The following is a 14804-nucleotide window of genomic DNA, read 5'->3' as shown; positions in this document are numbered from 1 at the left end:
CGCTCCGGGCTGTACTCAGGCCCGCTCCCGGGGCTCCTCCGGGGCCGGCGGGACGGCCAGGACGGCGAGGGTGTCGGCCAGGCCGGGGACGGCCAGCAGGCCAGCGAGGTCGCGGACCAGCTTCCCGGTCGGGCCGTCCGGCCGCTCCCCGGCGAAGAAGCCGGCCAGCTCGGCGGCCAGCGCGGGCTCCCGGGCGGCGGTCAGGGCGAGCGAGGCGACGAACTCCTGCACCAGGTGCAGCTGCAGCTCCTCCAGCGGCACCGAGCGGTCGGTCAGCCACTCCAGCGAGGTGATCTCGGCGTTGGCGATCCAGGCCCGGACGGTCAGCCGCAGCCCCGGACTGGGTGAGGGGAGCGCCAGGTGGCCGAGGATCTGCTCGTGCGCGGCCTTCCGGACCTCGTCGATCACCGCCGAGGTGTTGGTGCTGGCGGTCACCGAGCCGCCGCGCAGCAGTGCGGCGAAGCCGGGGCCGTGGCTCTGCACGAAGTCCAGGTAGCGGCCCATCACCCGGTACAGCCGCTCGGACAGCGGGCCGTCGGCCGGCTCCTCGAACCGGGCGGACAGCTCCCGGCCGGCCCGCCGCAGCGACTCCTCGTAGATCGCCTGCTTGCCCGGGAAGTAGTGGTAGACCAGCGGGCGGGAGGCGCCCGCGGCGGCGGCGATGTCGTCGATCGACACCTCCTCGGGCGGGCGGTGGCTGAACAGCTCCAGGGCGACGGCGATCAGCTGCTCGCGCCGCTCGTCGACGCTCAACCGCCGGCGCGGCCGCCCGGCCTTGCCCGTCTCGTCCGCTTTGCCCGTCCTGCCCGTCCTGCCTGCCGCGCCCGCCTCGTCGGTCGCGCCCGTCGAGCCCGTCTCGTCCGCCGCATCCGGCGGTCCTGTCCGCGCGGGCCGCCCGGTGCGCTCCGGACGGTCGCCGTGCGCGGGCGCGGAGAAGGGGGCCGACGGCGTGCGGGATGCCATGCGCGCCACCCTATCGGCCCGGGTCGGGCCCGGTCAGGACCGGTGGTGCTCCAGGTAGCGGCGGTACGCCTCACGGCCGTCCGGGACGAACTCGTCGCGGGCCAGCCGTTCGGCCAGCTCCGCCGGGGTGAGCCAGGTGTGCCAGGCCACCTCGGACTCCTGCGGGTCCACCGGGCCGTCCCACTCGGCCTCGTGCACATCGGACCACCAGGAGAGGCCGTCGCCCCGGAAGACGAAGCGGAACAGCGGGCGCGGGACGATCCCGGTCACGCCCAGTTCCTCCTCGGCCTCCCGGACGGCGGCCTCCTCGTACGTCTCGCCGGCGCCCACCACGCCGCCGACGAACATGTCGTGGGCACCCGGGGCGAACAGCTTGGTGTCGGTGCGCCGGTGCACGAAGATCCGCCCGGCCGGGTCGCGGACCAGGACGAAGACGCACCGGTGCAGCAGCCCCCGCCGGTACACCTCCCCGCGCGTCGCGGTCCCGATCACCCGGTCGTGCTCGTCGACGACGTCCAGCAGCTCTTCGGCAGGGTTGGTCATGACCGACAGGTTAGGGTTTCCGGGCGATTCACGGACACACGAACGAGACAAGAGGGACGAGGGAGGCGCGCGGTGGTGGAGATCTGGGGCGAGACGGCCGAGGGCTTCGAGCCGGTGCGGGCGGCCTTCGCCCGCAACTTCCGGGAGCACGGCGAACTCGGCGCGGCGTTCGCGCTGTACGTCCGGGGCCGGAAGGTGGTCGACCTCTGGGGCGGCGACGCCCGGCCGGAGGTCGGCGGCCGGCCCGCGCCGGCGGTGCCGTGGACGGCCGACACCGCGCAGGTGCTGCGGTCGGTCACCAAGGGCCTGACGGCGACCACCGCGCTGCTGCTCGCCGAGCGCGGGCAGCTGGACCTCGACGCCCCGGTCGCCTCCTACTGGCCGGAGTTCGCGGCGGCCGGCAAGGGCGGGGTGCCGGTGCGCTGGCTGCTGTCGCACCAGGCGGGCGTGCCCGCGCTGGACGTGCCGCTACGGCTGGAGGACGTCCTGACTTGGGAGCGGGCCGCCGCCGCGGTGGCCTCCCAGCGGCCCGCCTGGGAGCCGGGGACCGCGCACGGCTACCACCCGTACACATTCGGCTGGCTGGTCGGCGAGGTGGTGCGCCGGGTCGCCGGACGGACCGTCGGTCAGTACTTCGCCGAGGAGATCGCCCGGCCGCTCGGCCTGGACCTGTGGATCGGGCTGCCGTCCGGCGCCGCGCCCCGGGTCGGCCGGCTGGTCGACCTGCCCGCGCCGGCGTCGGCCAGGACCGGGCCGAGCGGCCTGCGGCTGCGGCCCAAGCAGTCGGTCCGGGACGCCTACCAGGACCCGTCCTCGCTGACCGCGCGGGCCTTCGCCTCGGTGCGTCCCGGGGTGGACCTCAACGACCCGGCGGTGCAGGCCGCCGAGATCCCCGGCGCGGGCGGGATCGGCACCGCGCGCTCGGTGGCGCGGTTCTACGCGGCGCTGATCGGTGCGGCGGACCGGTACGGCAGCGGCGGCGGGACGCTGCCGCCGCTGCTCGGCCCGGAGGTGCTGGCCCGCGCGGTCGGGCTGGCGGTGAGCGGCCCGGACCGGGTACTGATCGTCAACTCGACGTTCGGGCTGGGTTTCTTCCGGCACAGCACGACCGCGCTGATGGCCTCGCCGGCCAGCTTCGGGCACCCCGGCCGGGGCGGTTCGCTGGGCTTCGCCGATCCCGGGCTCGGGATCGGCTTCGGCTACGTCACCAACGGCATGCAGCCCGGGGTCACCGGGGACGTCCGCTCCCGCGCGCTGGTCCGGGCGGTGCGGGAGTCGCTCGGGGTGTCCTGACCCGCCCCGGCCGTCCCCGGTGACGGGGCTCCGGGGTCAGGCCTGGCCGGTCTCGAAACGGCCGATCCGGCCGTGCTCGACGGTGAAGCGCCAGGCGGTGCGCATCTCGCCCCAGGTCTCGTTGCGGAAGTCGGCGACCAGTGTCCGGCCGCCGTCGGACTCGGAGCGGACCTCCATGTGGCCGCGCACGGTGAAGATCTCCCGGTCGATCCAGTCCTGGAGGTCGCGGTCGGAGCCGTCGTCGGACATCGTGGCGTCGGGCGCCAGCAGGTCGACGAAAGCCTGCCGGTCGCCCGCGTTGATCGCGGCGACGGCGGCGCGCACGGTCGGGTCGGTCAGTTTGGCGGTGGCGATGGCCATCCGGTCTCCCAGGAGTCGAAGCGGTGGGACTCCTGTTTAGGGCGTCGGACGGGACACGCCGCGCATGTCGGCGGCGCGTCGGCGATTTCCAATGATTCATGTGCTTACATCCCGATACGGGTGATTTACCCTCAGGGGTCCCCGAGACCGGGCCACGGGGAGTGGCATACGGAGTGGGAAGTCGGCCGGACCCACTTCCCACTCCGCGTTCCGGGCCCGTCGGCAGTGCGGGCCCGTCGGCGTTCCGGCCCGTGGGTGGTGCGGGCCGGTCGGTCAGAACAGGCCCAGGGCCTGCGGGGAGTAGCTGACCAGGAGGTTCTTGGTCTGCTGGTAGTGCTCCAGGACGGCCTTGTGGCCCTCCCGGCCGATGCCCGAGTTCTTGTAGCCGCCGAAGGCCGCGTGGGCCGGGTAGGCATGGAAGCAGTTGGTCCAGACCCGGCCCGCCTGGATGGCGCGGCCCGCCCGGTAGGCGGTGGTGCCGTTGCGGGTCCAGACGCCGGCGCCGAGGCCGTACAGGGTGTCGTTGGCGAGCGCTATCGCGTCGTCGAAGTCCTCGAAGCGGGTGACCGCGACGACGGGGCCGAAGATCTCCTCCTGGAAGATCCGCATCCCGTTGACGCCCTCGAAGACGGTCGGCGCCACGTAGTAGCCGCCGGCCAGCGCGCCCCCGAGGTCGGCCCGCTCGCCGCCGGCCAGCACCTTGGCGCCCTCGGCCTGGCCGATCTCGATATAGGAGAGGATCTTGCGCAGCTGCTCCGCGCTGGCCTGCGCGCCGACCTGGGTCGCGGTGTCGAGGGGGTTGCCCTGGCGCATCGAACGGACCCGCTCCAGGCCGTCCGCGAGCAGCCGGTCGTAGATCGAGGACTCGATCAGCGCCCGGCTCGGACAGGTGCAGACCTCGCCCTGGTTGAGGGCGAACATCGCGAAGCCCTCGACCGTCTTGTCGTAGAAGGCGTCCCGTTCGGCTGCGACGTCGGCGAAGAACAGGTTGGGGCTCTTGCCGCCCAGCTCCAGCGAGACCGGGATGAGGTTGCCGCTCGCGTACTGGGAGATCAGCCGGCCGGTGGTGGTCTCGCCGGTGAAGGCGATCTTCCGGATCCGGTCGCTGGAGGCCAGCGGGCGGCCGGCCTCCAGGCCGTAGCCGTTGACCACGTTGAGCACGCCCGGCGGCAGCAGGTCGGCGGTCAGTTCGACCAGCAGCAGGACGGAGGCCGGGGTCTGCTCGGCGGGCTTCAGTACGACCGCGTTGCCCGCCGCGAGGGCCGGGGCGAGCTTCCAGACCGCCATCAGGATCGGGAAGTTCCAAGGGATGATCTGGCCGACCACGCCCAGCGGCTCGTGGAAGTGGTACGCCACCGTGTCCTCGTCCAGCTGGGAGAGGCCGCCCTCCTGGGCGCGCAGCGCGCCGGCGAAGTAGCGCAGGTGGTCGACCGCGAGCGGCAGGTCGGCGCCCAGGGTCTCGCGGACCGGCTTGCCGTTCTCCCAGCTCTCCGCGACGGCGAGCCGTTCGAGGTTCTGCTCGATCCGGTCGGCGATCCGCAGCAGGACCTGGGCGCGTTCGGCGGGCGGGGTGCGGCCCCAGGCCGGGGCGGCGGCGTGGGCGGCGTCGAGGGCGGCCTCGATGTCCTCGGCGGTGCCGCGGGCGACCTCCGTGAACACCTCGCCGGTGACCGGGCTGGGGTTCTCGAAGTACTGGCCGAGGACCGGTGGCGTCCATCGGCCGCCGATCCAGTGCTCGTAGCGGGGGCGGTACTCGACGATGGATCCGGGCTGTCCGGGGGGCTGGTAGACCGGCATGCTCTGGTGCCTCCTCGCGCTGTCGGGGCGCCGCACCGGCGCGTGGGCCGGGCGGTGCGCCGGGCCGTGCAGGGCGGCCCGGCGGAGGGTACGGACACACACGCGGGTCGGGCACGCCCCGCTCCGGGGGCGCCCGCCGGTCAGCACCCTAACCGGCGGGCGGCCGGTTCGGCTACGGTCCGTACGGCGCTCGTCCACGGAGGGTGGCGCATTCCGGCCGCCGCACTTCGGCCCCGGCCCCTGCGAGTGGGGCCGCCCCGAGGCGCCCGGAGGCGAGCGAGCTCCCGCTCCGAGGTGCCCCGAAAGCGAGCGAGCTCCCGCTCCGAGCCGAAGGGGCGCGCCGGTGCCGAAAGGGAGAAGCGAGGAGGCCCCTGAGGAACGAAGGGGCATCGGAGCGCCGACCGTCGGCGCCGGACGAGAGCGCCCCGGAGGCGAGCGAGCGACTTACTGTCAGGCCTCCTGGTAGCGCCCCGTGCGGCGCTCCCAGCTCAGGTAGCCGGCCAGCCAGGTGACCAGGCCTTCGGCGTAGCGCTGGGCGACGATCCGCTCGACCCGGGCCAGCCCCAGCTCCCGGTGCACGTCGGGGAGCCGCTCGTACAGCTCGCGGCAGCGCTCGGCCATCAGCTGGGCCTCGGCCATCACCACCGCGCAGGCCGACTCGGCCGAGCAGTCCCGCTCCCGCTGGACGATCATCACCAGGTTGTTGACGTCGCCGCGCGGCGCCTCCAGCGGGAACGACCGGACGTCGTTGGTGAGCGAGGGGATGTCGGCGGCGAGTTGGCGGATCTGACGCAGCACCGGATGGTGCAGGACGGCCGGCGGGACCTCGAAGTGGCCGAGTCGCTCGACCATGTCGAAGATGGTCTCCATCGCGGCGGTGCCGCGCCGCAGCACCTGGTAGCCGGCCCGGTCGGGCGGGCGCGGGCTTATCCGGCCGGCCGCCTCCGCGGGGTGGCTGGCCAGGTAGTACTCCCAGTTGTACGCGGCGCGCGCCTGCCAGCGGGCCGGCATGCCCTGGACGCTGCGCTCCCAGAGGTCGGCGAACGCGGTCTCCACGGGGGAGTTCCGGTCGGGCCGGGCGCCGTGCAGGACGGCCACCAGCCGGTCGCAGATGGGGGCGACCTCGGTGGGGCGGCGGCCGAGCGGGCCGTCGAACTGGTCGTCGAAGAGGAAGTAGAAGCCCATGAGGTCCGCGGCCAGGGCCAGTTCGTCCGGCCCGGCGTCGGGGTAGCCGAGGGCGGCGAGGTCGACGACCTCCCAGTGCGCGTAGGACGGGTGGGTCGGGTCGGCCAGCAGGGGGTGGCGGGTGAGCCAGGCGCGGTGCAGTTCGGCGGCGTACGGTCCGTGGGCACTGCGACGGTGTGGGAACGGAATCTGAAGTGAGGTGTCGTCAGACATCGGACTCCCGGAGCTGCGGAGGGTGGGGGCGCTTAAGGTACTGCTGCTGTTGGTGGGGGAGTTGGGGTTGCGCGGCCGGGTGGTGACGGATGGGCACGACATGATCAACTCGGCCTGCGGGCCGTAGAGTATCCGATGCAATGATCCGACGTTAGGGATATAGGGCAATTGCCCTCGGCAAGCTTGCCGAACCCTCGATCTCCGCCCCCGCCTGCGTGAATGCGCTCCACCACACCCCCGGCGGCGCTACTCTCGGCTCCACGAGCAGGGAACGGCGAGGCGGAGGCGCGACGGTGACCGAGCGGGACAGCGAATTCCGAGCGGAGGCGACGACCGGCGCGCAGGAGGCCGAAGGCGCCCTCAGCCGGGTCAGGTTGCGTGACCGTGACGCCGAACTCCGCTCCGCCGAGGCGGCGGTGGACAAACTCTGCCGCGACTTCGCGGCCGGTGGCACCGAGATCGGCGAACTCCTCACCTTCTCCGGCCGGCCCGGCATCGGCAAGACCAGCCTGCTGCACGAGGTCCGCCGGATCGCCAAGCTGCGCCCCAACGCCACCGTGCTGTTCGCCCGCGGCGGCGAGCGCCAGTTCAACGAGCCGTACCACGTGCTGCGCCAACTGCTCCAGCCGGTGCTGGGCAGCCTCGACCCCGGCGAGTTCCGCCAGGTGATGGGCACCTGGGAAGAGGTCGTCGGGCCGGCCATGGGCCTCAAGCAGCCCAAGAAGGGCGCCCGCCGCCTCGACCCGCAGGGCGTCCGGGACGGCCTGGACTTCGTCCTCACCCAGCTCGCCCCGCGCCGCGCCCCGCTGGTGATGCTCGTCGACGACCTGCACTGGGCCGACCTCGAGTCCCTCGGCTGGCTGGCGCAGTTCGCCGTCCGGGCGCGCGAACTGCCGGTGCTGCTGGTGTTCGCCTACCGCGACGACACCGCCAACTGGCAGCAGGAGTCCCAGGACCACCACCGCGCCCTCGCCTCGCTGGCCACCCGTCGGCACGAGCTGAGCCGGCTCTCCCTGGTCGCCGTCACCGACATCATCCGCGCCGAGCTGGGCGACCGGGCCGAGGACGCCTTCTGCTACGAGTTCTGGAACGTCGTCAACGGCAATCCGTTCGAGGCCGTCGCCCTGCTCGACCAGGTCCGCGACCAGGAACTGGAGCCGGTCGAGGAGAACTCGCTCCAGCTCCGCGAACTCGCCGTCGACGCCACCGGGATGACCCTCAAGTCCTGGCTGGACCGGCTCGGCGCCGCCACCCTGCGGTTCGCCTGGGCCGCCGCGATGCTCGGCACCGACATCCGGCCCGACCTCGCCACCCGGATCTCCGCCCAGTCCACCGAGGGCGCCCGCGAGTCCGTCAAGGAACTGCGCAAGCAGCGCGTCCTGACCGTCACGCCGAACGGCAACCTCGAATTCGTCCACCCGCTGATCGCCAGCTCGATCTACAACACCATGCCCGAGGCCACCCGGACCGGGATGCACGGCGTGGCCGCCGCCGAGATCGAGAACGCCGGGCTCGGCCTGCTCGCCGCCTCCCGCCACCTGGTGGAGACCTTCGCGGGCGAGGGCGACGACCGCACCGTGCGCAAACTCCGCCGGGCCGCCTCCGAACACCTGCTGATCGGCGCGCCCGAGGCCGCCCAGCGCTGTCTGCACCGGGCGCTCGCCGAACCGCCGGACGACCAGGACCGCGCCGAGGTGCTCTACGAGCTGGGCTGCTCGGCCCTGCTGACCGACCCGGTCGCCACCGTCAACCAGCTGAAGCTCGCGCTCGACCCGGAGGAGGGACCGCTGCGCCCCGCGCTCCGGGTGGACGCCACCTTCCGGCTCTCCGAGGTGCTCGCGCACAGCGGCGAGCTGCGCCAGGCCGCCCTGGTCTGCCAGCAGGAGGCCGAGCAGACCTTCGGGGACCCGGCGGGCCGGATGCGGCTGGAGGCCGCGTCGTTCATGTGGCACGCCTTCCGCAAGTCCGAGGAGGACGGGCCGGCCCGCTCCGCCCGGCTGGGCGCCCTGTGCGACAGCCTCACCGGACGCGAGGCCGCCGACCGGGCCGTGCTGGCGCTGCGGGCCTGGGACCTCACCCTGCGCGGCGCGCCCTCGGCCGAGGTGCTGCGGCACGCGGACGACGTGCTCGACAACGGGCGGCTGCCCAAGGGGCTCGGCTGGACCGACAACATCTGGGGCTTCGAGCTGCCCGCCACGCTCGGCCTCGCCTACACCTACAACGACCGGATCGCCCAGGCCGAGCGGCTGTTCTCGGACGCCATCGTCCAGTTCGAGGTGGCGGGCTGGTCCGGCGCCCACCGGGGCTTCGCCTACTTCCTGATGGGCCTGGCCCGGTTCCGGCGCGGTCTGCTCGCCGAGGCGGAGGACTTCCTGCGCCGCGCGCTGCGGCTCTCCGAGCGGATCGGCTCCAAGCTGCCGCTGGCCTGGGACGCGGTCGGGGTGCTGATCGACACCCTGATCGCCCGCGGCCGCAGCCGGGAGGCCTGGGACCTCGCGATCGAGTTCGGCTTCCACCCGCCGTACCACGCCACCGCGATGGTGCTGCCGGACGCCGCCTCGCTGTACGGCAAGCTGCTGCTCTCCGTCGACCGGCCCGCCGGTGCGGCCGCCGCGCTCACCGAGGCCGGTGCGCAGCTGGACACCCGGGGCTGGCACAACACCGTCTGGGCGCCCTGGGCCGCGCACCTGGCCGTCGCGCTCGCGGGGGACGAGCCGGAGCGGGCCCGCGACTACGCCCGCCGCTCGGTCGCCGACGCGGAGCGGTTCGGCACCGCCTCGGCGATCGGGACGGCGCTGCGGCTCCACGCCCAGATCGAGGACGGCCAGCAGGCGGTCGAGCTGCTGGAGCGGGCGGTGTCCCACCTCGGCCAGTCGCCGGCCGGCTACGAGCACGCTGTGGCGCTGGTCGACCTCGGGGCCGCGCTGCGCCGGGTCGGCCGGCTGGAGGACGCCCAGGAGTACCTGTACCAGGGCATCGAGCTGGCCCAGCACTGCGCCGCGGACGGGCTGGTCGACCGGGCCCGGCGCGAGCTGGCCAACTACGGCCTGCGGCCGAACCGGTTGGGGGACGTGCGGGAGACGCTCAGCCAGCTCGAGTGGGACGTCGCCGAGCTGGCCGTCCGGGGTGCGCCGCCGCAGCGGATCGCCGAGCAGCTCTCGCTACCGCTTAGCCTCGTCAACCGGCGGCTGGCCGCGGTCTACCGCAAGGCGGGCAGCGGGCCCGACGGTCTGGCCGCCGCCCTCGGGCTGGTGCCGGAGCAGCGGGCGGTCGAGCCCCGGGCACCGGAGCCGCGCGACGGCTCGGACCCGGTGGAGCCGCCGGCGCTTCCTGAGCTCCGGGTGGGTCCGGAGCTTCCCGAGCGGCCGGACCGGCTGGACCGGTCGGACCGGCCGGACCGCTTCTGACGGTTCCCGGCCGGGCGGCGACCGGTTCCGACTGGTTCCGACCGGGTGCGCCCGGGTGTGCGCGACCCGTTCACGCCCGGGCGGCGCGCGCGGACCCGATGAGCGCCCTGCCACCCCCGCGGCTGACTAGGCTTGACGCCGACCCGGGCCCGTACGGGGTCCGGGCGGTATCCCGGTCATGGGTGGGCACGCACCCCGTGGCCCGCCAGTGAGGAGCAGGTCATGGCGACGCCCCCGGCGAACGGGTCGCGGACCACCAGCGTGCGGCGCGAGCCCCTGGACCCCTCGGGCGCGGGCTCCGCGATCGAGCGGTGGACGCTGCGGGCCGGCCCGTACGAGGCGAGCGTGCTCACCCTCGGCGCCACCCTGCACACCCTGGTCGGCCCCGACCGGGACGGCCGCCCCGGCCAGGTGCTGCTCTCCAGCGACCGGATCGCCGACATCCTCGGCCCGGCCCGGCACTACGGCACCGTGGTCGGCCGGTACGCCAACCGGATCGCCGACAGCCGGGTCGCCCTCGACGGTGAGGAGCACCCGCTCGCCCCGACCGGCGGCGGGGTCACCCTGCACGGCGGTCCGGACGGCTTCGCCAACCGGATGTGGGCCGCCGAGGAACTGCCCGACGGCGTCCGGCTGCGGCTGCACAGCCCGGACGGCGACCAGGGCTTCCCGGGCGCGCTGGACGTCACGGTCGACTACACCCTCGACGCCTCCGGCGAGCTGGCGATCCGCTACCACGCGGTGACCGCCGCGCCGACCGTGGTCAACCTCACCAACCACGCCTACTTCAACCTGGGCGGCGAGGGCTCCGGGGACGTCCTCGGCCATCTGCTCACCCTGGACGCCGACGGCTGGACCCCCACCGACGAGCGGCAGATCCCCTCCGGGCGGATCGAGCCGGTGGCCGGCACGCCGTTCGACTTCACCTCCGCCCGGCCGATCGGCAAGTCCCTGCACGACGGGCACCCGCAGCTGACCGGCCCCGGCGGCTACGACCACAACTGGGTGCTGCGCCCCCGCCCGGCGGACGGCGCCCCGGCCAGGGCCGCGCGGCTGGAGGACCCGGTCAGCGGGCGGACCCTGGAGGTGCTGACCACCGAGCCGGGGATCCAGGTCTACACGGCCAACGGCTTCCGCGGCGCGGTCAGCGGCGCGAGCGGGGTGCCGTACGGGCCGTTCTCCGGGGTCGCGCTGGAGACCCAGCACTTCCCGGACTCCCCGCACCACCCGGACTTCCCGAGCACCGTGCTGCGGCCGGGGGAGGAGTTCCGTTCGACCACGGTGTTCCGGCTCGGCACCACCGGTTGACGGGGGCGCTGCAAGAACCTTTCACCACGGAGGGTGGCCCCGGCGGCAGTCGTCGACCGGGGCGAACCGGGCAGAACGCCACAATCTCCCCGGCTGTCAACTACCGTGCGGCAACGTGAAGGACACGTGGGTGTAACGATCGCTGTTTCTTGCAGAAACTTGCTGCAAGGGCTTTCCGCGACTGTTGCCCCGCTGTTAACTTCCTTCCCGAGCCCGGCGGCAGCAACGGTGCGGTCGGCGCGAGGCAAGGCAGCCATTATGCGCCTGTCTCCCACTATTTCGGGCACCCCCACCCTCCAAGGAGTTCTCATGCGGCGTGGCATCGCGGCCTCTGCCCTCGTTGTGGCCCTCGCGGTCTCGATGGCTGCCTGTGGCAGCAGCGGCTCCAGCTCGGACGGCAAGGCCGACGGGCCGGTCACCCTCACCTACTGGGACACTTCGAACGCCACCAACGAGGCGCCGAACTACCAGGAGCTCGTCAAGAAGTTCGAGGCGGCCAACCCGAACGTCAAGGTCGACTTCGTCAACGTGCCGTTCGACCAGGCGCAGAACAAGCTCCAGACCGCCATGGGGGCCAAGGGCGCGCCCGACGCGTTCCGTTCCGAGGTCGGCTGGACCGCCGCCTTCGCCAAGGCCGGCTACCTGGAGCCGCTGGACGGCACCCCGGCCGCCGCCGACTCCGCCAAGTTCCAGCCCAGCCTGATCCAGCAGGCGAGCTACCAGGGCAAGCTCTACGGCGTGCCGCTGGTCACCGACACCCTCGGCCTCCTGTACAACAAGGAGATCTTCGCCAAGGCCGGCATCACCGCCGCCCCCACCACCTGGGACGAGCTGAAGACCGCCGCCGCCACGGTCAAGGACAAGGCCGGCGTGGACGGCTTCTGGCTGAAGGCCGCCGACGGCTACTACGCGATGCCGTTCCTGTTCGGCGAGGGCACCGACACCGTCGACGCCAAGGGCAAGAAGATCACCGTCGCCGGCCCCGAGGCCGTCAAGGCGATCGAGACCTACAAGTCGCTGTTCACCGCGCCCGGCACCGCCAAGGCCGACGTCACCACCGACGCCTACGCGCACATGATGGACGCCTTCAACAGCGGCAAGGTCGCGGCGATCGTCCAGGGCCCCTGGGAGATCACCAACATCTACAAGGGCTCGGCCTTCGCGGACCGGACCAACCTCGGCATCGCCCCCGTCCCCGGCGGCTCGGCCGGCAAGGGCGGCGCCCCGACCGGCGGCCACAACATCTCCGTCTACGCCGGTGCCGACCAGGCCCACAAGGCCGCCGCCGAGAAGTTCGCCGCCTTCATGACCTCGGCCGAGAGCCAGGCGTTCATCGCGCAGAAGAACTCCACCCTGCCGACCCGCGACGACGCCTTCACCCCCGAGGTCAAGGCCGACCCCGGTATCGCCGGCTTCCAGTCGGTGCTGTCGAGCGCCAAGCCGCGCCCCGAACTGCCCGAGTACAGCTCGCTGTTCGCCTCGCTGGGCACCAACCTCGGCAAGGTCGTCCAGGGCACCTCCACCCAGGACGGTCTGAACACCGTCGCGACCGACTACGCCAAGCTCCTCCCGGGCTTCGCCAAGTAGTCCCCCCACAGGGCCTGCCTCACGACAGACCCGAGGGTCCGTCCTCGAGCCCCCGCCCGCCGTGCGACGGCGGGGATTCGAGGACGCACCCCGGCCGTCCGGCCCGCCGACCCCCGGCGGACCGGGCGGCCGGACCCGTAGCAGCAGTCGCCGAAGCGAGGCGGCGGACCTCCCCGAGAAGGTGTCGAACAATGTCAGTCGCCGTGCAGGGCGCCACCGGCCGAGGCAGCCGGCAGCGCGATCCGCGTCCGGGCCTGATGGAGCGCCTCAAGCGCTCGTACGCCAAGCACTGGTACGCCTACGCGATGATCGCACCGGTCGTGCTCGTCCTCGGCGTCCTGGTGCTCTACCCGCTCGCCGAGGGGCTCTGGCTCACCCTCACCGACGCCAACAGCCTCAACATGGCCAGGAAGATCGGCGTCAACGAGATCCCGGCGAGCTACCACTTCGTCGGCCTCGACAACTACGCCGACATCCTCTGGGGCCCCGGCTCCTACGACCGCTTCTGGTCGCACTTCGTCTGGACCATCGCCTGGACCGCCCTGTGCGTCGGCCTGCACTACACCATCGGCCTCGGCCTCGCCCTGCTGCTCAACCAGAAGCTCCGCGGCCGCGCCGTCTACCGGATGCTGCTCATCCTGCCCTGGGCCGTGCCGACCTTCGTCACCGTCTTCTCCTGGCGGCTGATGCTCGCCGACGGCGGCGCCGTCAACGGCCTGCTGTCCGCGCTGCACCTGCCCGAGCCCGGCTGGCTGGACGACCCGCTCGCCCAGAAGGCCGCCGCCGTCCTCGTCAACACCTGGGTCGGCGTGCCGTTCATGATGATCTCGCTGCTCGGCGGCCTCCAGTCGATCCCGGCCGAGCTGTACGAAGCCGCCGAGATGGACGGCGCCACCGCCTGGCAGCGGTTCCGCCACGTCACCCTGCCCGGGCTGCGCACCGTCTCCTCGACCGTCGTGCTGCTCGGCGTGATCTGGACGTTCAACCAGTTCGCCGTCATCTTCCTGCTGTTCGGCGCCAACGGCGCGCCGGACGCCCAACTGCTGGTCACCTGGGCCTACCGGCTCGGCTTCGGCCAGCAGCCCCGGGACTACGCGCAGTCCGCCGCCTACGGCGTGATCCTGCTCTCCATCCTGATCGTCTTCACCGGCTTCTACCGTCGCTGGCTCGCCCGCAACGAGCGCGCGAACGGCTGACCCGGCGAACCGCACGACCACGAAGGAGGCACCCCGATGAGCACCACCACCGACCGACCCACCCCCCGCGCCGCAGCCCGCACCGCGGCCCCCGCCGCCCGGCCCGCCAAGGTCCGGGGCCGGGGCGAGAGCGGCCCGCTCGCCAAGGCCCTGATGCACGGCGCGCTGATCCTGGCCAGCCTGGTCGCCCTGTTCCCGGTGGCGTGGATCCTCTACGTCTCGCTCGGCCCGGACAAGACCGACTACCTGCACCCCGGCGCGATCCTCGACAAGATCACCTTCTCGAACTACCGCACGGTACTGTTCGACACCGACTTCATGAGCTGGTTCGGCAACGCCTTCCTGGTCTCCGGCGTCACCACCGTGTTCGGCGTGATGATCGCCGCCTCCACCGGCTACGCCGTCTCCCGGATGCGCTTCCCCGGCCACAAGCCGCTGATGTGGTCGCTGCTGGTCACCCAGATGTTCCCGATCGCGGTGCTGATCGTGCCGATGTACACGATCCTCTCCCGGCTCGGCCTGCTGGACAGCTACCTCGGCCTGATCCTGGTCTACTCGACCACCACCGTGCCGTACTGCGGCTGGCTGCTGAAGGGCTACTTCGACACCATCCCGGTGGAGATCGACGAGGCCGGCCGGGTCGACGGGCTCTCCCCGTTCGGCACCTTCTGGCGGCTGGTACTGCCGCTCGCCCGTCCGGGCCTGGCGGTCGCCGCCTTCTACTCCTTCCTCACCGCCTGGGCCGAGGTCGCCTTCGCCTCCACCTTCATGCTGAGCTCCGACAAGTACACGCTGGCCGTCGGCCTGCAGACCTTCGTCAGCGAGCACGACGCCCAGTGGAACCTGATGGCCGCGACCGCGGTGCTGATCGCGATCCCCTCCTCGGTCCTCTTCTACCTGGTGCAGCGTCACCTGGTGACCGGGCTGACCGCCGGCGCCTCGAAGTCCTGAC

At 72.9% G+C, this 14804-nt stretch carries 11 protein-coding genes; 6 read left to right on the top strand and 5 right to left on the bottom strand.

All coding sequences use genetic code 11. The features are described 5' to 3' along the window. Positions 1 to 15: 15 nt before the first annotated feature. A complete protein-coding gene (locus tag SM793_RS26085) occupies positions 16 to 753 on the bottom strand; it encodes a TetR/AcrR family transcriptional regulator (protein ID WP_320440735.1) in 738 nt (245 codons plus the stop codon). Positions 754 to 996: 243 nt separating this feature from the next. Next, complete coding sequence (locus SM793_RS26080; RefSeq protein ID WP_320440716.1) at positions 997 to 1506, bottom strand: NUDIX hydrolase; 510 nt, start codon at positions 1504 to 1506, stop codon at positions 997 to 999. A gap of 72 nt (positions 1507 to 1578) precedes the next feature. Here SM793_RS26080 and SM793_RS26075 point away from each other — a divergent pair, with 72 nt between their 5' ends. Next, the gene (locus SM793_RS26075; protein ID WP_320440715.1) at positions 1579 to 2799 is read left to right on the top strand and encodes a serine hydrolase domain-containing protein; all 1221 of its coding nucleotides are present in this window, start codon (positions 1579 to 1581) and stop codon (positions 2797 to 2799) included. Positions 2800 to 2835: 36 nt separating this feature from the next. Here the strand turns inward: SM793_RS26075 and SM793_RS26070 are convergent, their stop codons facing one another. The 3 genes from SM793_RS26070 to SM793_RS26060 form a co-directional block, all read right to left on the bottom strand. Continuing rightward, the gene (locus tag SM793_RS26070; protein ID WP_320440714.1) at positions 2836 to 3159 is read right to left on the bottom strand and encodes a nuclear transport factor 2 family protein; all 324 of its coding nucleotides are present in this window, start codon (positions 3157 to 3159) and stop codon (positions 2836 to 2838) included. A gap of 273 nt (positions 3160 to 3432) precedes the next feature. Further along, on the bottom strand, positions 3433 to 4956 hold the full coding sequence (locus SM793_RS26065; RefSeq protein WP_320440713.1) for an aldehyde dehydrogenase family protein: 1524 nt from the start codon (positions 4954 to 4956) through the stop codon (positions 3433 to 3435). A gap of 450 nt (positions 4957 to 5406) precedes the next feature. Then, complete coding sequence (locus SM793_RS26060; protein WP_320440712.1) at positions 5407 to 6354, bottom strand: terpene synthase family protein; 948 nt, start codon at positions 6352 to 6354, stop codon at positions 5407 to 5409. Positions 6355 to 6647: 293 nt separating this feature from the next. On the opposite strand from SM793_RS26060, the gene SM793_RS26055 reads away from it, so the two are divergent. The 5 genes from SM793_RS26055 (at position 6648) to SM793_RS26035 (ending at position 14803) form a co-directional block, all read left to right on the top strand. Then, the gene (locus SM793_RS26055) at positions 6648 to 9761 is read left to right on the top strand and encodes an ATP-binding protein (RefSeq protein WP_320440711.1); all 3114 of its coding nucleotides are present in this window, start codon (positions 6648 to 6650) and stop codon (positions 9759 to 9761) included. Positions 9762 to 9983: 222 nt separating this feature from the next. After that, positions 9984 to 11069: an aldose epimerase family protein gene (locus SM793_RS26050; RefSeq protein ID WP_320440710.1), complete on the top strand. Its 1086-nt coding sequence runs from the start codon at positions 9984 to 9986 to the stop codon at positions 11067 to 11069. A 309-nt stretch (positions 11070 to 11378) separates the two neighbouring features. Further along, complete coding sequence (locus SM793_RS26045) at positions 11379 to 12656, top strand: extracellular solute-binding protein (protein WP_320440709.1); 1278 nt, start codon at positions 11379 to 11381, stop codon at positions 12654 to 12656. A 191-nt stretch (positions 12657 to 12847) separates the two neighbouring features. After that, positions 12848 to 13852 (top strand): sugar ABC transporter permease, encoded by a 1005-nt coding sequence (locus SM793_RS26040; RefSeq protein WP_320440708.1) that lies wholly within the window; start codon positions 12848 to 12850, stop codon positions 13850 to 13852. A gap of 36 nt (positions 13853 to 13888) precedes the next feature. Next, a complete protein-coding gene (locus SM793_RS26035) occupies positions 13889 to 14803 on the top strand; it encodes a carbohydrate ABC transporter permease (protein ID WP_320440707.1) in 915 nt (304 codons plus the stop codon). Position 14804: the final 1 nt, after the last annotated feature.

Origin of the sequence: Kitasatospora purpeofusca (assembly GCF_034043715.1) — a bacterium.
In the GTDB taxonomy this organism is placed as follows: domain Bacteria; phylum Actinomycetota; class Actinomycetes; order Streptomycetales; family Streptomycetaceae; genus Kitasatospora; species Kitasatospora purpeofusca_A.
This window is presented reverse-complemented; position numbering and strand designations above follow the sequence as displayed.